Source organism: Neobacillus sp. Fa239 (assembly GCF_055395235.1).
On sequence record NZ_AP041611.1, the window covers coordinates 3,748,509 to 3,769,179 of the forward strand.

The window sequence follows — 20,671 nt, forward strand, 5'->3', positions numbered from 1 at the left end:
AAAAAAAACGCCGAAAAATCGGCATCTAATCTGCTTGTTTTTTGATTTTGTATTGAAGCGTTTGCCTTGGGATCTCAAGTAGCTTGGCTGCTTGATTAATATTCCCGCCGGTGATTTTTAATGCATCCTCAATCAATTTGTTTTCTAATTGCTCCATATTCCTTCTTAAAGATAGGCTTACCTTCATTCCCTCATCGACTTTAGCCTTTTCTCCTTGAGCCTGTAGCATACTGGGTAAATCCGCAAAACTGAGGCAGTCTTCCTCACAAATATTCATCATATATTCAATCGTATGCTTCAGCTCGCGAACGTTTCCCGGCCAGGAATGCCGCAAAAGAAATGACACTAATTCCTTATCCATTCCATTTATGTTTTTATTCAATTGTTGATTAAACAATTGAATAAAATAGTCAGATAAAATATAAATATCTTCTTGTCTTTCCCGTAATGGAAGTAGGGCAAAAGTGAAAACATTTAAACGGTAAAAAAGGTCATGACGAAGTTTCAGCTCTTGTAGCGCATTTTCCGGATGGACGTTCATGGCCGCAATGACTCGGACATCGACATACATATTATGGGCGCTTCCCACCCTCCTTACCATACCGTCCTCCAATACCCGTAAAAGCTTTGCCTGCAGTTCAACCGGCATGGTGTGAAGTTCATCAAGAAAGAGGGTCCCACCGTCGGCCAGTTCAAAAAGTCCTTTCCGGTCTATCGCACCCGTATAGCTCCCCTTCGTCGTTCCAAATAAAATACTTTCGAGCAATGTTTCGGGAATGGCTGCACAGTTCTGAGCAATAAACGGTCCATCCCTTCTTGTTGATTCAAAATGAATCCCCTGGACAAACAATTCTTTTCCCGTGCCGGACTCCCCGTATACCAATATAGGAGAATTGGATTTTGCCAGCTTTTTAGCCTCATTTTTCATTTTTATAAAGGCCGGGTTCTCCGTTTTCAAGTCATTTAAGGTATAGGTCATATGTTTTGCCGGATTCTTTTTGCTGCTGTTATTCAAGCCTTTTTGTAAGTCCAGCAGGCGCTCAGCCAGCAGTTTCATTCTCGTATAGTCCTTCGCAATTTCGACGGCTCCAATGATCTCCTCACCTAAAAAAATAGGAAGAGTGGTATTGATGGTATCGATTCTCCTCCCATGCACATTCACGTAAACCTGCGTCTGATTATAGATGGGCTTTCCTGACTGAATGACCTTCAATAGAGTGCTTGAATCCCCGGTCAACGAAGGAAATGCATCGAATAAATGCTTTCCCAGCACTTCTTTTACATTCATCCCATCATGCTTTGCTGCCACTTCATTATAAAAGATGGTTTCACCCTTGATATTCACCACATGGATGCCTTCATCAATGCTTTTTAGTATGGCTGTCAGCACTTCTATAGTTAATGCGGTTAATTGGAGCATTTGCTTCACCAACCTAGATACCTGATATGTAAGGTGCCAAAAAATTGGCACTTAAAGCCAATTTTTTAGCAGTTTGCCAGATCTTTCACCCACATATTCATATTTTCCAGCTTATCGTAAATAAAGCAATTATTCATGAGTCTTCCGCGGTATTTGAATCCGAGCTGAAATAAAACGGCATTCATGCCGAATGAAAGGGATCTGGCAATCGAATAGGCGCAATAAATACCCATTTTTTTCAATTCGGTTTCGAGCTCATGAAGGATGATTTTCATCAGTCCATATTTGCGATGCTCCGTTAAGGTTGCGCAATCCGTTAGTTCTGCATTTTTATAAAAATAATTGATTTCAGCTGAAGCAGCACTGACAATTTTTCCTTGATGGAAAAAAATATAATAGATGGTTCCATCCACTATCGTCTTTTTTACATATTCCGGCTCGTGCAATGGGGTAGGATAGATGGGAAAAACCTGACGATACAATGCCGCGAGCTCCTCCGCACAGTTCTCGCCAGCCTTTTTCAATTCGTATTCCTTTGGCGGGTAGCCTTTTTCAATGGAAGGGTCTAAGCCGTGAATGCTATGAACCATCCCGTCCTCGGTAATCCAATGATCATTTTTTTTTCGTTCAGGTGTATAAAATTTTGAAAAAAAATGGGCGTCAGAACCAAGAAAATAACGGTCAACAACAGCCTCCGGCTGGAAGCCATTTTCATAAAACGCAATAAAATCTTCCAACCGTGCTTTGACGATTAACTTTTCTGCCTGATGCTGATGGACGAGTTCCTCTGTCTGCTTTAATAACAAATTTGTGTTACCTCGATAATCATCCACACGAATCCTTTTGTTAAAAGGATCTAGATAAACTTCCAGAAAAAAATTGCTTTCTTCAATCAGGAGCGTGGAGGCTGTTTGATTCATGTTTGATACTCCTCTCTTTTTCTTCGGCCTCACACCATTTTAATACTGTTAAGGCAATAATTTCACTTGCAATGAATAAATCTTCAAGATTAATATGTTCATTGGCATCATGGGCTGTCTCCGTAATTCCCGGGCCAAAAATGACGACTGGAGTGTTTCCGACATTTGAAAGAATGCCGCCATCCGTTCCCCAAGGACTTGCTTCAATTTTCGGCTGTTCTCCCTTAATTTCTTGAAAGCTTTTTTGCAGCTCGTTAATTAAAGGATGGTCATGATCGAGTGTTCCTGGCAGCCATCTGCCGCCAAACCATTCAATTTGAAGAGGATTCTCCCGTAACCATTCATCCTCTGCACACAGCTCCTGCAGGCACTTCTCCATTTCGGTCTGAGCTAATTGTATTGTCTCATCAGGGGCGACCCCCATTCTCCCTTCAATAATTGCCTGATCGGCTACCGAAGACGGCCATTCACCGCTATTGATCTTACCGATATTAATAGGAATGGGAATGGGGATTTTTTCAAAGAGGGGATCGGTGATTCTGGCATTTCTTTCTTTCTCCAGCTGTTGCAATCTTTGAATGACAAGGAGAGATTTTTCAATGGCACTAATCCCTTCATACCTGGTTCCACCATGTGCCGCTTTCCCCTTAACCGTGACTCGGAACCACATAGAGCCCTGCTGTTTTGGGAAAATCTTCATATTGGTCGGTTCCGGAATGATGGCCCCATCCGCATGATACCCCCTTAAAACAGCAGCAAGTGTCCCGGCACCACCGCTTTCTTCCTCAATCACACTTTGGAAAATGATGTCTCCCTTAAGCTTAATTCCAGAAGCAATCAATGCCTCAATGGCCATTAGCAAAGCGACGGTTCCACCCTTCATATCCGTTGCCCCGCGGCCATAGAGTTTTCCGCACTCGATGCGCCCGCTAAAAGGGTCATGCTTCCAGCTCTTCTCATCGCCAACCGGCACAACGTCGATATGGCCGTTTAATATGATTGATTTGCCACCCCCAGTTCCTTTTAGGACTGCAACCACATTGGGGTTTCCTTCAAAGCTTTGGCGGTCACAGCAAAAGGCCGGATGACTTTTCAATTGATCGCCGCCGATTTCCCAAATATCCAGGTTTAAACCCAGCTGCCTGCATTTTTCAATAATAATCGCCTGTGCACCTGACTCATTGCCCCTTGTACTATTTTCTTGGACAAGGATTTGCAATAGTCTTGCCCCTCTTGCCCGGTTTCCCTTCAGCCACTGCTTGATCCGATCTTCCATTTTGGTCACAGTATTCACTCCTTATCGGATAGATGGAACGATTAATACGGGATTTTACGAATCGTTTCACTTCTTTTAAATTCACAATCTGTCTTTTTTTCAATATCAGTTATTTCAAATGGAGCAAATATTTCTATCAGTTGTAATCCCCCATTCTCAACTCTAAAAACGGCCATTTCCGTTATAATCAGGTCTACACACCCTGAGGAGGTTAATGGTAATGTACATGCCTTCACAATTTTGGATTTTCCCTGTTTATCGCAGTGATTCATTAAGACCACCACTTTTTTTGCCTTCTGTGCAAGCTCCATTGCACCACCCATCCCCGGGACCTTTTTCCCGGGGACAATCCAATTAGCCAAATCACCCTTTTCACTTACCTGAAGCGAACCTAAAATGGTAATATCCACTCTTCCCCTTCGAATCATGCCAAAGGAAATGGCACTATCACAATACGAACCGCCGGTGTTAAGTGTAACGGGGAAGCCGCCGGCATTGCATAAATTTTCATCCTCTGCTCCCTTTAGGGGACTCGGTCCCATCCCTGTAATCCCATTTTCGGCATGAAACATCACTCTAAGATGATTGGATAAGTGATTAGGGACAAGCGAAGGAATGCCAATCCCCAAATTGACCACCATCCCATCCTGTATTTCCTCAGCCGCTCTCCGTGCCATCCGATTGCGGATATCTATTCCCATGCCCATTTCCAATTCACCCCTTTCGATGGAATGAGATAATCGACAAACACCCCAGGAGTGACGATTTCTTCCGGATTCAGACTTCCAAGCGGAACAATTTCCTCCACTTCGGCGATCGTCAAATCCCCTGCCATGGCAACAAGTGGATTGGTGTTACGTGCACTTTTGTCATAAATCAAATTCCCATACGGATCGGCCTTTTTGGCATAGACAATGGAAACTTCTGCGGTTAATGCCGTTTCAACCAAATAATCTTTCCCATTCAGTTGAAAATGAGGTTTGTTCTTTGAGACGATTTCATTATCCATACCGATATCCGATAATACTCCCGGCAACCCGACACCTCCGGCGCGAATCCTTTCGGCCAAAATTCCCTGCGGGGAAAACTCGACCTCAAGCTTTCCCAAATGCATGAGCTGACCGGCAATGGGATTGGAGCCAATATGAGAAGCAATTACTTTTATCGCTCGTTCTTGACTGACCAATTTCCCGATGCCGATGTGTGGAAATCCTGTATCATTGCCAATTAAGGTTAATTCGCGGATGCCCTTTTCCAAAATTCCATCAATAATAGTGGGCGGAGAGCCGACCCCTCCAAAGCCACCAAACATTAAGGACATTCCGTTATGGAAAAATGGCAATACGTTTTCCAATGTCGTAATCTTCCCAAATGGATTTTCCATTCCAGCACCTCCGGAATCATCGTTCTCCTAATTGCTGCGATAATGCTTCAAACGTTACTTTTAAGAGGGAGGCGAGCTCTTCAATTTCCCGTTTTGTGATCGTTAACGGAGGTGAAATAATAATCGCGTCACCATTCACCCCATCCAGTCCCGCCCCAGCAGGATAAAGAAGCAGCCCGTTTTCCTTCCCAATCGAAATCACCTTTTGGGTAATCTGCGTTGCTCTTGGAAACGGGGTCTTTGTCGCAAGGTCTTGAACGAATTCGATCCCCAGCAATAATCCCTTGCCGCGCACCTCTCCGATAAATGAAAATTGCCCCTTTAATTTTTCAAGCTGGTTTTTTAAATAAACACTCTTACATTCAACGTCTTTAATAATCTCGTTTTTTTCCAGATATTCGAGCACGGCTAAGGACACGGCACAGGATTGTGGATTGGCACTTAATGTATGGCCGCTCATAACAGATTTCGAACCTGCCAGGATTGGCTCCATCACCTTTTCACTTGCCAATGCGGCAGCAATCGGTGCATAACCCGCACCCATTCCTTTCCCTAATGCGACAATATCGGGTGTTATGCCCCATTGTTCACAGGCCAGCATGGTACCCGTTCTTCCAAATCCGGTCATTACTTCATCGGCAATAAAAAGGATGTCGTGATCTTCACAGATTTTTTTCAAGACTTTATAATAATCCTTCGGCGGGGCAATCGCTCCTCCTGCCGCCCCGATAACCGGTTCAGCGATAAATGCCGCAATCTTTTCGGCACCGATACGATTAATGGCCGTTTCCAATTCTTGTGCGCAAAGATGTCCGCAGGAAGATGATTCTAAGTTGTAAGGGCACCGATAACAATACGGCGGATTTATTACTGGGAAGTCTTCTAAAAGTGGAACAAACCGGGCTCTTCTTGCCGTATGCCCGGACATGGACAGCGCCCCAAGTGTGATACCATGATAACTAACCCATCTTGACAGCACCTTTGTTTTCGTTTGGATGCCTTTTTCCTGCCAATACTGAATCGCCATCTTCATTGCCGTTTCAGTCGCCTCAGAGCCGCTGTTCACAAAAAAGCTCCAATTGAGATCTCCTGGTGTCATCTCGGATATTTTGGCGGCCAGTTTTTCCGCTGCATCACTGGTGAATTGAGAACGATACACAAACGAGACTTTTTCGGCCTGCTCCTTCATGGCCTCGACAATTTCCGTCACGCCATGTCCAATATTTGCGGTAACCGCACCGGAGGAAGCATCGAAATATTTTTTACCTTCCATATCATATAAGTAGACCCCTTTGCCATAATCAATGACAGGGTATATTTCATCAAGCAATGGTTTTATGAGAAAAGAACTCTCCACTTTGGCACCACTTCCCCTATTAAATTAAGTCAGGCTTATAGTAAATTGTATGAATGGTTTTTTAACGATATGTGAGAGTTTATTATTAAGGGGTTTGAGATGATTTTGTGTGGAAACTTGGGGCATTATCTTTTAATTTCGCTGAATCTTCTTCAAAACCTTTGAAAATGGGAAAATATTTTTGGCTTGTCCACTGTAATAAATCGGAAGGCTGACTCCTGCATTGAAGTCAGCCACTTTACTTTTAAAAACGCCAGCTCGCTCCGATGATAATCAATAAGATAAACAAGACAACAATGATCGCAAATCCACCGTATCCGAATCCGCATCCGAATCCACCAACAGGATACCCGCAGCCAAATCCACTATAAGGAGAGACATAACCGCCGCAACCGCCATCATATCCATATCCATACATATTCACATACACTCCTCGAAAAAAATTAATGCTTACCACTGTTACAATATGATATGGGTCCTTGACCCGTCTGTGTATATGCCCAGATTTTTTGTAATATTTCCGCTGATGCCTAAATGAGGCTTGGCGTGATTGGAATTAATAAGGATATCGGGATGGAGGGGGGTTACGGACAAAACTTTTCTTGACTTTTTCTAAACTGTCCGTTAGCAGGGCGCTTATGGACAAAACGTTTCTCGATTTTTTCCAAAATGTCCGTTAAAAAGGCTCTGACGGACAAAAACAAATCTTGATTCATCTAAAATGTCCGTAAGAGGGGCTCTTACGGACAAAACTTTTCTTGATTTTAACAAAAATGTCCGTAAGAAGGCCTCTTACGGACAAAACTGATCCTGTTTTTATGAAAAGTGTCCTTAACTAAAACACTTTATTTTTTAAATAACCCAGTTAATTCGCCGTACCCTTCTTCCTCGAGCTTTTCCTTTGGAATAAATCGGATGGATGCTGAGTTTATACAGTAACGCAGGCCGTTTGGACCCGGTCCGTCGGGAAAGACGTGGCCAAGATGAGAATCAGCCGTTTTGCTCCGCACCTCGGTCCGAATCATAAAATGACTGTAGTCCTCTTTTTCGACGACCTCCTCGTCCTGAATCGGTTTGGTAAAGCTCGGCCAGCCACAGCCGGCATCAAATTTATCCAGGGAACTAAACAACGGCTTTCCCGAAACAAGATCCACATAAATACCTTCGCGCGTCTCGTTCCAGTATTCATTTTTAAAAGGAGGTTCCGTCGCATTATTTTGGGTAACCTCATATTGAAGCGGTGTTAATTTTGATAAATCCTTCTTACTCACTTTTCTCCCCCCAATGACTTTGAATAAATCCGGCCCGACCTGAACCTACATGATAGGATTCGTAATGAGCACGGTTCTTCTTATAATAGTGCTGATGATACTCTTCAGCAGGATAAAATGGCTTAGCCGGTAAAATCGGCGTCACAATCGGTTTTGAAAACCGGCCGCTTTCCTGCAATTTCTGCTTTGATTCCTCTGCCAATTTTTTTTGGTTTTCGCCATGATAAAAAATGGCCGTTTGGTATGATTGCCCGCGATCGTAAAACTGTCCTCCCTGGTCCGTCGGATCAATTTGCTGCCAATACAGCTCGAGCAGCTTTTCATAAGGAAATATGGTGGGATCAAATGTAATCTGCACAGCCTCATAATGCCCCGTGGTATCTGAACAAACCTGTTGGTAGGTAGGGTTTTCCACGTGTCCTCCTGTGTAACCGGAAATAACGCTTTTAATACCAGGCTGTTGATCGAATGGCTTCACCATGCACCAAAAACATCCTCCTGCAAAGGTTGCTAATTCATATGTATTCTCCACTATCTCACCCCTAAATAAATTTCCTATTGAAAACCAGTATACCGAATGTTCCCTTAAAATTAAAATCTTAGGAATCTGAAGTTAGACACCTACCTAATACCTAATGAATAAATTAACTTGTAAACTATTCGATAGGAGCGAATCGTATGTCCGAGAAAAGAACACATTCGGATTACTTGCATAAGGCTGCGATGTATGATTTACTTGCGCTTTTTTTTAAATATTCGAATCCCAACCTCCACATGCATTATTATTTAAAACACCTTAAATACATGAACAAAGCAGTAAATTCGATGCAATTTTATGGTGAGCGGGTCCATGAAACGGCAAAAATAAAAATCATTCACACCTCTCCTGATGCACCAAATGTTGATATTTATATTAACGGAAAACGAATGATCCGGGATCTGCCATTTAAACACGTAAGTAATGTCCTTACATTACAACAAGGGAAATACCATATTGATATCTATCCAGCAGGCAATATGGTTGATAGTGTATTAAATAAAACGGTAACAGTTGAACATGGCAAATCCTACACATGGGCGATTATCGATTCCGTGAAAAAAATGCGCCTCCTCATTTACCAGAACCAACCTGATGTTCCAACAAATGAATCAAAGGTTCGCTTCATTCACCTTTCACCTAATACTTCCGCAATCGATATTGCTGTAAAGGACCGAGATGTTATTTTTCCAAAAGTCGCTTACAAGCAGGCAACCGAATATTTACCGCTATCCCCAATGACAGTGGACCTCGAAGCACGCGAAGGCGGCACTAAACATGTGATTCTCCCAATGCCAAAGGTTCATTTTAAGCCAAATGTTACCTATTCTATTTTCTTTGTCGGCATGTTACACGGAGAGCCTGCACTGCAGACGATAATGATTCAGGATTAAAATTAGCTCTACACGAGATAGAATTAAAAACAAAAAAGCGCCATATAGGCGCTTTTTACATTTTTAATTATTCTGCATCCATAAATGGATAAGCAATTTCTGTAGTTGGAGCAAAATTTTCTTTGATAACACGAGGACTTGTCCAACGAATCATGTTAAATACAGAACCTGCTTTATCGTTTGTACCAGAACCACGAGAACCGCCAAATGGCTGTTGATTAATCATCGCACCAGTTGGTTTATCATTGATATACAGGTTTCCGGCAGCGCCAGATAAGCGGCGTTCCAAGTAAACAATTGCTTGACGATCCTGAGCAAATATTGCACCAGTTAAAGCATACATAGACGCTGTATCTGCAGCATCCAATGTTTCTTCTAACTTTTCATTTTCGTATACATAGATAGTTAATACTGGTCCAAAGATTTCTTCTACCATTGTTTTGAAGTTTGGATTAGATGTCACGATGATTGTAGGTTGAACGAAATATCCAACAGAATCATCATAAGTACCACCAGCAATTATTTCTGCTTCTTCAGAAGCTGCAGCATAATCGATATAGCTTGTAATTGATTCAAAAGCAGGTTTATCAATAACCGCACCCATGAAGTTTGTAAAGTCGCGGACATCCCCTACTTTAAGCTTCGCTGTCTCTTCCAATAAACCAGCTTTTACTTCTTCCCACATGCTAGCTGGAATGTAAGCGCGAGAAGCTGCTGAACATTTTTGACCTTGGTATTCAAATGCACCACGAACAAGGTTCGCTACTACTTTGTCTGCTTGAGCACTTTCGTGAGCAAATACAAAGTCTTTACCACCTGTTTCCCCAACTAAACGAGGATATGATTTATAGCTTGCAATGTTTTCCCCTACTGTTTTCCAAATGGTTTGGAACGTGCTTGTTGATCCAGTAAAGTGGAATCCAGCCATACGAGAGTCAGTTAATACTACTTCAGAAACTTGTGAACCACGAGAAGGTACAAAGTTGATTACGCCTTTTGGTAATCCTGCTTCTTCTAAAATACGCATAAAGTAGTAGTTTGCTAGAATTGAAGTTGTTGCCGGTTTCCAAACAACTACATTCCCCATCATCGCAGGAGCTGACGGTAGGTTCCCACCAATTGCTGTGAAGTTAAATGGAGAAATGGCCAATACAAAACCATCTAATGCACGGTAATCTAAACGATTCCAAACATTCTTCATGCTATCTGGTTGAATTTGATAAATTTGATTCGCATAATCAACGCCAAAACGTAAGAAATCTGCTAATTCTTGTGCAGAATCAATTTCAGCTTGAATAGCAGTTTTGGACTGACCTAACATTGTAGCAGCATTGATTACGGCACGGTATGGGCCAGAAATTAAATCAGCAGCTTTTAAGAAAATCGCTGCACGGTGTTCCCATGGCGTATTTTCCCATGAATCTTTTGCAGCCATTGCCGCTTCTACAGCATCACGCAACTCTTTTTCTCCAGCTTGAGAATAGTTTGCTAACACATGCTGATGATCATGCGGCATCACCACTTGCTTTACTGTATCTGTTTTAATGTTTTCTCCGTTAATAATTACAGGGATATCGACAACGATATCAGATTGGCGTTTTAATTCTTCTTTTAATGTTTCCCGTTCTTTTGTGCCTGGAGCATACGTATTGCCTGGTTCATTCTTAGGTGTCGGGATTTTGAAAATTCCGTTACTCATCCTTGATGTTCCTCCCTGTTTTTAATCTATTTCCATCAGCTATTATAACGTATTTCGACATAGAATACTAGGGATTTACAAATCTATGTTTCTTTCATCGAAAAAAACACTGCAAGGCTTATGCTGAGGGCTGTTACCTCTTTAAATGACCTTTTAAAAGGATTTCTTGTTTAGTATGTAGTGTTTTGTTTTACACTAATTTATAATATAAAGGCTATAGAAATCATGGTAGGTTTAATACAGAGAGGAGCATCATGTTGCAGCTGCCATCCACATTTATTCATAAATTTGAAACGTTATTACAAGATGAATCCACAGAGTTTTTTCATACCTATGAAGACAAGAAAATGAGCGGTTTAAGACTCAATCCCCTTAAAATTACGGATGACCATTGGCTGTCCATTTCCCCCTTTACGTTAGAGAAGATTCCTTTTGTGGAACATGGTTTTTATTATGAACCAGAAAAAGATCAGCCCGGAAAGCATCCCTATCACGCAGCCGGTTTATATTACATTCAGGAGCCGAGCGCCATGTTCGTAGCTGAACAATTAGCACCCAAACCGGGCGAAAAGGTACTCGATTTATGTGCGGCACCTGGAGGGAAAACCACGCAGCTAGCCGGAATGATGCAGCAATCCGGTTTGCTTGTTGCGAACGAAATTCATCCAAAACGAGCGAAAGCATTATCGGAAAATATTGAAAGGCTTGGGATCGCCAATACCCTTGTCACGAATGAAACACCGGCAAGACTTGCTGAAAGATTTGAAGGTTATTTTGATAAAATTCTGGTCGATGCCCCTTGCTCTGGTGAGGGGATGTTTCGCAAGGATGAGGAAGCGATCGCTTTTTGGAGTGAAGACCATGTTCGTGCCTGTGCCAGGCAGCAAAAGGATATTTTAGCTTCTGCGTATCACATGCTTAAAGAAGGCGGCACCTTGGTTTATTCCACTTGCACGTTTTCCCCTCAGGAAAACGAACAAACCATTGAAGCATTTTTGGAAAGTTATCCTGATTTAGAATTACTACCCCTGCCCAAAACGGAAGGAATTCAAAATGGAAGGCCGGAATGGTCGATTAATAAAACAATGGAGCTTGAGAAAACGGCACGATTATGGCCGCACTATTTGAAAGGGGAAGGTCATTTTGTTGCTAAGCTGCGAAAAACGGCGGCTACTAGCTCTGCTGAGGTTAAAGAAATGGCTTCTAATGCCGGGAAAGGACAACTAAAGGATTTCCTTGTGTTTGCTGACGAGGCCATTACAGGGAAATCCTTCCGAAATTTTTATTTATTTAATCAGCAGCTTTATTCACTACCAGATGGCTGCCCGAATTTTCAAGGGTTGAAGATTATGCGGGCCGGTCTGCATCTTGGCGAATTGAAGAAAAACCGTTTTGAACCGAATCATGCCTTAGCACTCTATTTGAAGCCTAATGAGGCATCCACCATTTTTCCATTATCAACGGAGAACGATGAATGGTTTCATTATTTAAAGGGAGAAACGCTTTCTACGGGTCAAGACAATGGCTGGGGACTTGTAACGATTGATGGATTTCCGCTTGGCTGGGGAAAGGAAGCGAAAGGTGTGCTGAAGAATTTTTACCCAAAAGGTTTGAGGATATTGGCTTAAGTGCCGGAGCCCAAGCGTTGTTGAATCGCTTGGGCTCTTTTTTATTTGAACAGTTAATGCTGACGCTTTCCTTTTACCGCTGTGGTTTTTTTCTCTAAACGATCATTACAGACGATCTTCTTTTACCCATTGGGTTTTGTCTCTGAATGAATTCATAAAACCAATTATGTTACTGGGACCAAAATCCGAAACTCAATATCATTTTGTTTTAAATTAAATTTATCAACTTTGATTTTCATTCCACTTTTCAATTTCAATTGCTGCATATGAATATATACCAACTGATTATTGGGCATTATGTCAATTCCGTTTGGGAGATAGTAATTATCTCTTATAAATTCTAGTACATAGGAGGCGGGCAACTGTAAGCTCCCAACCGAGATAGATTTTTGTTTTAATATCAGATCCCCGTTGCTAAGCGCTTGGGGAATGAACGTCATTTTCATATTCAATTGTTCACTAAAAACAGGTATTGCTCCGTATAACTCTACATCATTTCCTAGCTTTATTCGGTAATCCATTGAAGACCCAGCTGTATATTTCATCATATAATGATTAATTAATTTATTTAAATCTTGTTTGTTTGACTTCACGCGAAAGGAAACATTTTTAACATTTGGCTCGTTGATGAAGTTTTTTTGGGTATCACTAGACGGAGTCAAGATTAACGATAATAGCAAAATTACAATTAACACGTCTATCCCCAATAAAATCAGAAAGCTTATTTTCCATTTGTTTTTTTTCATTCAGGTATATTCTCCTCAAAGATTGCTCAATCCATTTTATCTTATTCATTGTGAGGAAAATTATCCTAAAAAAAAGGGATGACATTTCGTCATCCTCCTTGCAATGCTTTTATATCATTGATAATTTCATTGTATGGAACTTTTTGATAACCGTCATAGGATTTCCTAACGTGACCTTCCTGGTCCACTAGATAAATAGAAATGCCGTGAATCACTTGATTGCCCGTTTCCGGCTTTTTCACAAGGGCTTTGTAATTTTTCAAGGCAAAATTTTCGATAAATGATTGCGAATAACCTGTTAAGAATGTCCAATTTTTGAAGTCAATCTGGTATTGATTGGCGAATTTCGTTAATTTCGCTGGCGTATCCACGGTTGGATCTACACTATACGAAACAAATTCTACATTTTTTAAGCCCTTGTCCTTCACCATTTTCTGAAGCTTTGTCATATTGGCCGTCATTGGCGGACAAATATCTGCGCAGCTTGTAAAAATGAAATCGGAAATCCAAACCTTTCCTTTCAAATCTTTCAATCCAAATGGTTTATTATCCTGAGTGGTTGCCGAAAAATTTTTAATCGGCCAATTGACACCATTTTGGATCTCTGTTTTTCCACATGCTGATAATAGCAAAATACAAATTAATGCAAAAACAACACCAGCGCGTATTCTCATCATATCACCCATATAATTTCATATTGTTTCCGTGATTAGTTTATCAAAGACTTGAATTATAAGAAAGTAATTGGATTTTATGGCATTTCCATATAGGTTAGTAGTCTCCAAAGCCATTCAAGCGGACCGAAACGAAAGAAGCGGAGCCAGATGACGCTAAAGATTAGTTGGATAAATAAAATCATGATACATAAGAAAAGCGTGTGCAAATAGGTAATCTGATTGGAAAAGTCAAATACTTTTCCAGCCAATAATAGAAGGGCTGTTTGGGAAACGTAGTTGGTCAGAGCCATGCGTCCATAGGCTTTAACAGGCGAAAAGAATGTATGAATGATCGGAACCTGCAAAGCTAATATAAAGAGTCCTCCATAAAACGCCGAGACAATCGGCCCGGCCATGAGTCCGATTTTTAGAAATCGATTATCTTGATAGATAGCAAATGGTGCAGAAGGAGCACTTTTATACTGGTAGATAAGGACAACTATACTAAAGAAAAACAAGATTCCTGTAAAAATAGCCACCTTTTTAAGCTTTTGCTTCATCCCTTCGAAAAACCGATACTGGCCGGCGGCAAGCCCGATTAACATCAAGGGAAGTGCCATTAAAACTTTTAAGGATAAAATAGCCATTAATATTAACAATGTAATTCCAATCAATAGGTTCAACTCTTTTTTTACCTTATAAAATGGTAAAATAATTAATCCTCCGCAGGCATAAACCGTTAAGGCTTCCCCTGGATGAAAGATTAAATGAATAAACCCAAAGATAAATAAGACAATAATCCTTCGCAAATAGAGAACATAGCCATTATTCCCTTTCTCGAACGCCCTTGTGATAAACAAATAAAATCCAACACCGAACAAAAAAGAAAAGATCGAATAAAAACGACCCTCCACAAATAAAAATAAAAACCGCTGATACCCAGCATCGAATGAGTGCGGAACTGGGAGCTTTGCAGAAAGCAACGGAAGGACATTCACCAGGATAATCCCAAGTAAAGCAAATCCACGCAAATAATCAAGTAATTCAATTCGATAGGAGACTTCAGTTGGCTTCATATATACCTCTAGGGGGTCAGTCCCCCGTCGCTTTAAAGCGACGGGGGACTGACCCTAATCAAAATAATACATCAAAGCGAGTGCCCCTGGACCCGCATGGGTGCTAACGGTAGGGCCTGTATGATCAATTTCAATATCCAGCGAGCCGGTTAAGTCTGATATACTCTCTTTAATTTTCAAAGCAAGGTCAAATGCCCCGGCGTGGGCTATTCCGACTCCACGGATTGTTTTACCCGCAACATCTTCCGCAAATTGCTTCGTAAAAAACTTAACCACCTGTGAATAGCTTCGAACCTTTGCAATAGGTGTATACTCCCCACCTTCTAGGGAAGCAATCGGTTTGATATTTAACAAGGAACCAATAAAGGCTTTTCCTTTTCCGATCCTGCCGCCTTTAACCAGGTTCTCTAAAGTATCGACCATTATATACAGCTTTGTATGGTTATGTACTGTTTCAAGACGAGAAATAATCTCCTCCATGCTTTTCCCTTGCTTAGCCATTATAGCTGCTTCTTTTACTTGAAAAGCCATGGCCTTTGAAATAACCTTTGAATCTACCACTGTCACTTTTGTATTGGTCATATTGGCTGCACTTTCTGCCGAACGAACAGTACCACTCAATTTCCCTGTCATATGAATCGAGAGTACCTCATATCCCGACGCCCCTAAACGGTCATACACTTCAAGAAAGGTACCTGTAGAAGGTTGCGAGCTTTTTGGCAGCTCATTCGTTTGACCCATGATGTTAATAAATTCAACTGGATCTAAATCCACTCGGTCTAAATAGGTTTTCTCATCTATCGTTACCGATAATGGCACGACCTCAATCTCAAGGTTTTCAACCATTTCCTGAGGCATGTCCATTGTTGAATCCGTGACAATCTTTATTTTGCTCATTCATCCACTTCCCTAACATTACTGCTATGTATTATACAGGTTGTACCTATTGAAATAAACAAAATCCTTATGAACAATTTTGTTCAAAATAAAAGAGCACCGCTGGACGGCGCTCAATCTAATTAAGCATTATTCTTTAGTTCCCCAACTTTAAATAGTTGTTCATAATCTGGCCATTTCATAACCTTTTTCAAATAATCTTTAAAGGAGTAGCATTTCTTAAAGCTCTGCTCCCGATAGATTGACGTAATAAACGTCTGCAAACGGACTTGGATCAAAAATTTATAAGTGCTATCTTCCTCCAATACAGGAATATCAATGACTTTAACCTTCTGTCCAACATTATTTTTGAACTCTAGGCTTTTGAATAACAAAATATCAATCCTCTTTTTCACCCGTTTGATTATATTATACACCTCCTCCGACTCGAAATGTGTCTATTTATGCGTGTACCCAAAAAAAATTTTGTGAAAATTTATTTTACCTTATCCATCGAATCCACCTTAATAGGAATCAGTTGATGATTCATTTTTCTTGTTCATCATTGTTAGTTTCTCCTGATCAAACATTAATGGATAAGTCACGTCAATATAGCCCTTAAACCCGACGATTCTATATTTAATATTTTTATTTTCTAATTGATTGATAGATATTTTTTCCAGCGTTGAGTAAGTCCTTTTTGCTTTGAGATTGGTAGAGGAAGTATCCCAAACTTCATTATTTAAGAAGACCTCAACCATTAATGGGATCTCCGTGCCGGAAATATTCTTAATTTCTATACCAAATTTGACATTTTCATCCTGTGTAAAAACAGAACTTGCGGGTATGACCTTGATTAAATCAGAAGTTGTGGCATTGGTGATCTGTCCACTGCTGCTGGAACTGGCATTAAACCAAGCGTATGTTGATGGAAGTGATTGAAGTAAAAGACAAGTACCTAAGTAAATTAGTATTAAACTAAATAAAACTGTTACTCTTATAATGGCCTTATGACGTTTATTCCGAAATGTCCATTTCCTCGATTCCATATGTCCTCCTTATTAAAAAGACAGCTGTATGGAAACACACAGCTGTCTTTAAATTCATCCTGTTACTGGTTATTAACAGCACCTAAATCAGCTTGATACTGTGAACCATTATCCGTTTGTTTTGCTTCAACTTTGAAGTTTGCATCGTATTTTACACCTTGATATTCGTTACCGGCATTTTCACTAAGCTTCACACCAAAAATGATATCAATATGCTCACCCGGTTTTAAACTCCAAAACTTCGAACCGTCCCCCAAGGTAATGGTCTTGCTGGTTACAATGGCATTTGGATCTGCACTACTTGTTAAAATTGCTCCGGCAGTAGTATAACCATTATCTGAAGCAGCCGTTACCATGTTCGTCGTACCATTTAGAAGTGCATTTAATTTGGCTTTCGTCACTTCCTTATAAGTTCCATCTGGTTTTAATTTAGATTTCACTGCTATATAGCCAACCTTGTATTTCTTAACATTTACAGCATTATTGTCAACTGAATGTGTATAGGTGACTCTTAATAGCTGGTCCAAGTCACCGGTGTTATTAATGCTGTTCCAGTCCCTCATCAGTAATTGTGATGGTGCAAACTTTTCATGCTGAAAAAGCTGCCCCATATCACCTAAAGAAAATGTTCCATTCACGATCTGTCCGGCGGCTTCTTTTTGAGCCGTATACCAGGAATATGTCCCGATTCCGGCACTGGCTGCCAATATTCCTGATAAAGCTGTTCCAATTAAGATTTTCTTTACCTTTTTCATTCCATTTCCTCTCCCTTTTATAGTTTGATAGGATGACAAATTTAGATTCTAGGTTTGCATACTCCTTTCACTCCTTTTTCTTCTTTTATTTGCTGCTTGTCCTATTAACCCCAACCTTTTAAAAATTTCTAGAATTATTAGTGTCATAATCGGTATTTCAACAAAGATGAAAAATCCAATCGGTCGTGAAATAAATTTAGCGAGATACCCGACGTTTGGTATAACGAACCTCTGAACCCCAACAATCGATGTTGCTGGTACTAATTCGTCATCGGAAATATTGTTGTTATCACCCTTTGTTTGAAATAAGGTCTCCTCCTCTTTCGCGAGCTTCGTTACGATTCTATGTGTAACTAAAATTCCATTAGCGCCCTTATATGTAACCACATCATTGACATGGGCTGGCTTGTTTACATTTATCAACACTACATCCCCTGCGCTGAAGGTAGGCTTCATAGAGTTTGATAGAATCGTTAGCGGTTTATAGCCAAAAAGACTGGGGAACTTTTCGATATCTCCCTTAGCATGAAAAAAGCAGATGGCGACACTGACTAGTGAAACTGATATGAAAAGCAACAACATTACCCAAAAGGTTCTTAATAACTTTTTCAAAAAAAAACACATCCCCGTTGAATAATAAATTAATAACTGAAAATTGCTTGCGTTATTCAAGATTCATATTGTTCTTTTAAGCGAACTTTAAGTTTAGTATATTACTTAATAAAGAACACTAAAAATGCCATATTTAGCCATTTAGATTATATAAAGTACACTTTTTGTTCGTTTTCTTTCGCTTTCTTTGTTTTTCTTATATTATTATTCCGAAATAATTTCCTTATTAGCACTGTAATAATAGTGATTGTTTTCCCCATAAAAAGAAAAGACCCTAATGTGAAATTCCATCAGGTCTTTTTGATATCAAAATAAACATTTTTAAGTTTTAAAATATTAAAATATAAAACCAGGCCACTTTTATAGTGGCCTGGTTTTATCAATTGTAAGTAGGGATTTGAGGATCCATTTTAATTAATAAAAATTTTGGTTTATTTTTTCGGTGTTCCGCATCATTAAACTTAAGATAGGTAAGATCATTATGACAGGAAGGGCATTTCCATTTACTGGTTTCAAAACTGCTGAAGGATGGCTGGTTACATTTAGGGCAAAGTTTTTTATACATTGAATTGCTCCTATAAATATTAATTCTGTTAATTGTGTCCTAAAAACTTTTTCTTTAAAACAGAAAATTTTTTAGGATCTTCTTTTTGTTCTCTTTAAAGAACCAATAAGTTGATTATAGTATAAAATAACTTACTTAAAAAATTTAATAAATAGTCAAATTTTCTTAATTAAGTAAGTTTTTTGTTTTATTTCTTGAATTTCCTCCTATTTCCCCATTATTTTGTATTTTAAAAAGAATTTTTCGTTCTATATATTAAATATTTACTGTAGGATTTTTATTCTAAGGAGAACGGATATGATATGGACGGGAATACGATTAAACGAAGGGGAAGTTGTTGATAAATTAGTGAGGCAATAGAATATGGGTTGTTTTTTGAGGCAAAAAAAATAAAGGGTCTGACCCTTTATTTTAAACTTCCACTAATCCCTCTTCCTGCCGCTTTTTTAATTTTTTCCGGTAAACCATCTTTGATAAATTAATGCTGATTTCATATAGAAGCAAGAGCGGTAAGGTAACAACAAAGTCTGACATAAAGTCAGGCGGAGTGATTACGACTGCGATAATGACCAAGATAAAGTAGGCATATTTACGAATCTTGGCCAGAACAAACGGATTGATGATTCCGAGCGACGTTAAGAACATAACCACAACTGGAATCTCGAACAGTACTCCAAAGGGAATCGTCATATTCATAATAAAGCTGAAATAGCGGTCAACGGTAAAATTGGTTACAAACATGTCGCCGCCAATGCTTACGAGGAACTTAAAGACAATCGGAAAGATGATAAAATAACCGAAGGATAGGCCCAATATGAATAAGAAAAATAGTGCCGGGATATACGAAAGGGTTACTTTTCTTTCGATTGCTGTTAATCCCGGTTTCACGAACAGCCAGATTTGCATGGCGAGAACGGGAATTGTTCCGGCAATGGCTACGACCGCTGCAAGCATAAAGTAAATTTTAATAATATCACTTGGACCCAATACCATTAATTTTACATGGAGGTCACGAACAAACCATTTATAGATATCTTCTACAGAAATAAATCCCAGGATAAAAAAGACAATAAACGCCAATGCGGTAATAATAATACGCTTCCGCAGCTCTGCTAAATGATCCACTAATTGTAATTCAGTTTCTTCCATTAAATTCCCCTGCCAATTTACATATTCAAAATGTTAATAGGTAAATGAAGAAAAAGGTGTAAGACAGAATCTCTTACACCTTATTTAGTCAATTTTTTCTTATCTTCATCCAAATCCGGCATCACATCTTCCGTCAGCTCACGGGTGGATTTTTTAAATTCTCTTAACGTTTGTCCAAAGGCTTTACCGACTTCAGGAAGTTTTTTCGGTCCGAAAATAATAAGTGCCAAAATTAAAATCAGAATTAACCCAGGTACTCCGATGTTTGATAACATGGAATGACATCCCCTTCAATGTGGTAAATGGTTTTTCAAAAACATTCAAAAATATGATTGAAATAATGGTAAAAACAACTACAAACATACTTTTAATCACTAAATCTCTATAGTCAATTTACCAATATCAACTAATGAAGTCAATCTTGTTTGGTACTCACATAATTTTTATAATATTTTGAAAATAATTATAAACTTTTACATATAATTTGTATCAAAATCACATATATTATTTAAAATTTTAATCTAAATGAAATGGATGTGAACAAGTTGGAATTTTTTCTTTGCAGCTTAGACAGTGCCCTTCCTGTGGAGGTCACAATCGATGATGACAACGGCCGGTATACCATACGTAAAAGCGATCGGAGCGGGGAATATTTTAACAGTCCATTGGAATTGATTAAATGGATTAAAACACATTTTCATGAGGAGGAATTCTGTCATCCAGATGAGTTTAGAGGTATGATTGCGAAATTAACAGAATATGAGGTGCAAGGAACATAACGATTATGAACTCATGAGGTTG

Annotated in this window: 23 protein-coding genes; 3 read left to right on the forward strand and 20 right to left on the reverse strand. The window is 39.6% G+C overall.

All coding sequences use genetic code 11. From position 1 onward, the window contains the following. Positions 1-25 precede the first annotated feature (25 nt). The 9 genes from ACZ5XR_RS18325 to msrA form a co-directional block, all read right to left on the reverse strand. Complete coding sequence (locus ACZ5XR_RS18325) at positions 26-1,420, reverse strand: sigma-54 interaction domain-containing protein (protein ID WP_464497757.1); 1,395 nt, start codon at positions 1,418-1,420, stop codon at positions 26-28. Between the two features lie 65 nt (positions 1,421-1,485). Further along, positions 1,486-2,340 carry a putative beta-lysine N-acetyltransferase gene (gene ablB / locus ACZ5XR_RS18330; protein ID WP_464497758.1) on the reverse strand — a complete coding sequence of 285 codons (855 nt, stop codon included), beginning with the start codon at positions 2,338-2,340 and terminating at the stop codon, positions 1,486-1,488. Then, positions 2,309-3,616: a peptidase gene (locus ACZ5XR_RS18335; RefSeq protein WP_464502365.1), complete on the reverse strand. Its 1,308-nt coding sequence runs from the start codon at positions 3,614-3,616 to the stop codon at positions 2,309-2,311. Before ACZ5XR_RS18335 ends, ablB begins: the two co-directional genes overlap by 32 nt. Before the next feature lie 41 nt (positions 3,617-3,657). Next, complete coding sequence (locus tag ACZ5XR_RS18340; protein ID WP_464497759.1) at positions 3,658-4,323, reverse strand: 3-oxoacid CoA-transferase subunit B; 666 nt, start codon at positions 4,321-4,323, stop codon at positions 3,658-3,660. Beyond that, positions 4,308-5,000: a CoA transferase subunit A gene (locus tag ACZ5XR_RS18345; protein WP_464497760.1), complete on the reverse strand. Its 693-nt coding sequence runs from the start codon at positions 4,998-5,000 to the stop codon at positions 4,308-4,310. Before ACZ5XR_RS18345 ends, ACZ5XR_RS18340 begins: the two co-directional genes overlap by 16 nt. Positions 5,001-5,016: 16 nt before the next feature. Then, on the reverse strand, positions 5,017-6,357 hold the full coding sequence (locus ACZ5XR_RS18350; RefSeq protein ID WP_464497761.1) for an aspartate aminotransferase family protein: 1,341 nt from the start codon (positions 6,355-6,357) through the stop codon (positions 5,017-5,019). Positions 6,358-6,601: 244 nt separating this feature from the next. Further along, positions 6,602-6,775 carry a YjcZ family sporulation protein gene (locus ACZ5XR_RS18355; RefSeq protein ID WP_464497762.1) on the reverse strand — a complete coding sequence of 58 codons (174 nt, stop codon included), beginning with the start codon at positions 6,773-6,775 and terminating at the stop codon, positions 6,602-6,604. A gap of 427 nt (positions 6,776-7,202) precedes the next feature. Next, positions 7,203-7,628, reverse strand: a complete 426-nt coding sequence (gene msrB, locus ACZ5XR_RS18360; protein ID WP_464497763.1) for a peptide-methionine (R)-S-oxide reductase MsrB — start codon at positions 7,626-7,628, stop codon at positions 7,203-7,205. Next, positions 7,621-8,109 carry a peptide-methionine (S)-S-oxide reductase MsrA gene (gene msrA / locus ACZ5XR_RS18365; RefSeq protein ID WP_464502366.1) on the reverse strand — a complete coding sequence of 163 codons (489 nt, stop codon included), beginning with the start codon at positions 8,107-8,109 and terminating at the stop codon, positions 7,621-7,623. The genes msrB and msrA overlap by 8 nt, the downstream gene beginning before the upstream one ends. A 197-nt stretch (positions 8,110-8,306) precedes the next feature. Here msrA and ACZ5XR_RS18370 point away from each other — a divergent pair, with 197 nt between their 5' ends. After that, entirely contained in the window at positions 8,307-9,059 is a 753-nt protein-coding gene (locus ACZ5XR_RS18370; RefSeq protein ID WP_464497764.1) for a DUF4397 domain-containing protein, read from the forward strand. A 67-nt stretch (positions 9,060-9,126) separates the two neighbouring features. Here the strand turns inward: ACZ5XR_RS18370 and pruA are convergent, their stop codons facing one another. Next, positions 9,127-10,758, reverse strand: coding sequence for an L-glutamate gamma-semialdehyde dehydrogenase (gene pruA, locus ACZ5XR_RS18375; RefSeq protein WP_464497765.1), 1,632 nt, complete (start codon positions 10,756-10,758; stop codon positions 9,127-9,129). Positions 10,759-11,015: 257 nt separating this feature from the next. On the opposite strand from pruA, the gene ACZ5XR_RS18380 reads away from it, so the two are divergent. Next, the gene (locus tag ACZ5XR_RS18380; protein ID WP_464502367.1) at positions 11,016-12,386 is read left to right on the forward strand and encodes an RsmF rRNA methyltransferase first C-terminal domain-containing protein; all 1,371 of its coding nucleotides are present in this window, start codon (positions 11,016-11,018) and stop codon (positions 12,384-12,386) included. A gap of 164 nt (positions 12,387-12,550) precedes the next feature. Here ACZ5XR_RS18380 and ACZ5XR_RS18385 read toward each other — a convergent pair whose 3' ends face one another. From ACZ5XR_RS18385 to tatA, 10 genes are all read right to left on the reverse strand, one after another. Next, positions 12,551-13,132 (reverse strand): YpmS family protein, encoded by a 582-nt coding sequence (locus ACZ5XR_RS18385; protein WP_464497767.1) that lies wholly within the window; start codon positions 13,130-13,132, stop codon positions 12,551-12,553. An 89-nt stretch (positions 13,133-13,221) separates the two neighbouring features. Next, a complete protein-coding gene (locus ACZ5XR_RS18390; protein WP_464502368.1) occupies positions 13,222-13,806 on the reverse strand; it encodes an SCO family protein in 585 nt (194 codons plus the stop codon). A gap of 77 nt (positions 13,807-13,883) precedes the next feature. Then, positions 13,884-14,864 (reverse strand): DUF418 domain-containing protein, encoded by a 981-nt coding sequence (locus ACZ5XR_RS18395; protein WP_464497768.1) that lies wholly within the window; start codon positions 14,862-14,864, stop codon positions 13,884-13,886. 54 nt (positions 14,865-14,918) lie between these two features. After that, the gene (locus ACZ5XR_RS18400; RefSeq protein WP_464497770.1) at positions 14,919-15,761 is read right to left on the reverse strand and encodes a DegV family protein; all 843 of its coding nucleotides are present in this window, start codon (positions 15,759-15,761) and stop codon (positions 14,919-14,921) included. A gap of 122 nt (positions 15,762-15,883) precedes the next feature. After that, positions 15,884-16,135 (reverse strand): DUF2535 family protein, encoded by a 252-nt coding sequence (locus tag ACZ5XR_RS18405; RefSeq protein WP_464497771.1) that lies wholly within the window; start codon positions 16,133-16,135, stop codon positions 15,884-15,886. 129 nt (positions 16,136-16,264) lie between these two features. Then, a complete protein-coding gene (locus ACZ5XR_RS18410; protein ID WP_464497772.1) occupies positions 16,265-16,789 on the reverse strand; it encodes a hypothetical protein in 525 nt (174 codons plus the stop codon). A 62-nt stretch (positions 16,790-16,851) separates the two neighbouring features. Next, on the reverse strand, positions 16,852-17,544 hold the full coding sequence (locus ACZ5XR_RS18415; RefSeq protein WP_464497773.1) for a hypothetical protein: 693 nt from the start codon (positions 17,542-17,544) through the stop codon (positions 16,852-16,854). Positions 17,545-17,592: 48 nt separating this feature from the next. Continuing rightward, positions 17,593-18,156 carry a signal peptidase I gene (locus tag ACZ5XR_RS18420; protein ID WP_464497774.1) on the reverse strand — a complete coding sequence of 188 codons (564 nt, stop codon included), beginning with the start codon at positions 18,154-18,156 and terminating at the stop codon, positions 17,593-17,595. Between the two features lie 976 nt (positions 18,157-19,132). Beyond that, positions 19,133-19,870, reverse strand: a complete 738-nt coding sequence (gene tatC / locus ACZ5XR_RS18425) for a twin-arginine translocase subunit TatC (protein WP_464497775.1) — start codon at positions 19,868-19,870, stop codon at positions 19,133-19,135. Positions 19,871-19,950: 80 nt separating this feature from the next. Next, the gene (gene tatA / locus ACZ5XR_RS18430) at positions 19,951-20,145 is read right to left on the reverse strand and encodes a twin-arginine translocase TatA/TatE family subunit (protein ID WP_464497777.1); all 195 of its coding nucleotides are present in this window, start codon (positions 20,143-20,145) and stop codon (positions 19,951-19,953) included. A 270-nt stretch (positions 20,146-20,415) separates the two neighbouring features. On the opposite strand from tatA, the gene ACZ5XR_RS18435 reads away from it, so the two are divergent. Continuing rightward, the gene (locus ACZ5XR_RS18435) at positions 20,416-20,649 is read left to right on the forward strand and encodes a hypothetical protein (protein ID WP_464497778.1); all 234 of its coding nucleotides are present in this window, start codon (positions 20,416-20,418) and stop codon (positions 20,647-20,649) included. Positions 20,650-20,671 lie beyond the last annotated feature (22 nt).

Coding starts and splice junctions, on each gene's coding strand:
- ACZ5XR_RS18325 (WP_464497757.1), bottom strand. CDS start 1,420: ATGCTCCAATTAACCGCATTAACTATAGAAGTGCTGACAGCCATACTA.
- ablB (WP_464497758.1), bottom strand. CDS start 2,340: ATGAATCAAACAGCCTCCACGCTCCTGATTGAAGAAAGCAATTTTTTT.
- ACZ5XR_RS18335 (WP_464502365.1), bottom strand. CDS start 3,616: ATGGAAGATCGGATCAAGCAGTGGCTGAAGGGAAACCGGGCAAGAGGG.
- ACZ5XR_RS18340 (WP_464497759.1), bottom strand. CDS start 4,323: ATGGGCATGGGAATAGATATCCGCAATCGGATGGCACGGAGAGCGGCT.
- ACZ5XR_RS18345 (WP_464497760.1), bottom strand. CDS start 5,000: ATGGAAAATCCATTTGGGAAGATTACGACATTGGAAAACGTATTGCCA.
- ACZ5XR_RS18355 (WP_464497762.1), bottom strand. CDS start 6,775: ATGTATGGATATGGATATGATGGCGGTTGCGGCGGTTATGTCTCTCCT.
- msrA (WP_464502366.1), bottom strand. CDS start 8,109: ATGGTGAAGCCATTCGATCAACAGCCTGGTATTAAAAGCGTTATTTCC.
- ACZ5XR_RS18370 (WP_464497764.1), top strand. CDS start 8,307: ATGTCCGAGAAAAGAACACATTCGGATTACTTGCATAAGGCTGCGATG.
- pruA (WP_464497765.1), bottom strand. CDS start 10,758: ATGAGTAACGGAATTTTCAAAATCCCGACACCTAAGAATGAACCAGGC.
- ACZ5XR_RS18385 (WP_464497767.1), bottom strand. CDS start 13,132: ATGAAAAAAAACAAATGGAAAATAAGCTTTCTGATTTTATTGGGGATA.
- ACZ5XR_RS18390 (WP_464502368.1), bottom strand. CDS start 13,806: ATGAGAATACGCGCTGGTGTTGTTTTTGCATTAATTTGTATTTTGCTA.
- ACZ5XR_RS18395 (WP_464497768.1), bottom strand. CDS start 14,864: ATGAAGCCAACTGAAGTCTCCTATCGAATTGAATTACTTGATTATTTG.
- ACZ5XR_RS18400 (WP_464497770.1), bottom strand. CDS start 15,761: ATGAGCAAAATAAAGATTGTCACGGATTCAACAATGGACATGCCTCAG.
- ACZ5XR_RS18410 (WP_464497772.1), bottom strand. CDS start 16,789: ATGGAATCGAGGAAATGGACATTTCGGAATAAACGTCATAAGGCCATT.
- ACZ5XR_RS18415 (WP_464497773.1), bottom strand. CDS start 17,544: ATGAAAAAGGTAAAGAAAATCTTAATTGGAACAGCTTTATCAGGAATA.
- tatC (WP_464497775.1), bottom strand. CDS start 19,870: ATGGAAGAAACTGAATTACAATTAGTGGATCATTTAGCAGAGCTGCGG.
- tatA (WP_464497777.1), bottom strand. CDS start 20,145: ATGTTATCAAACATCGGAGTACCTGGGTTAATTCTGATTTTAATTTTG.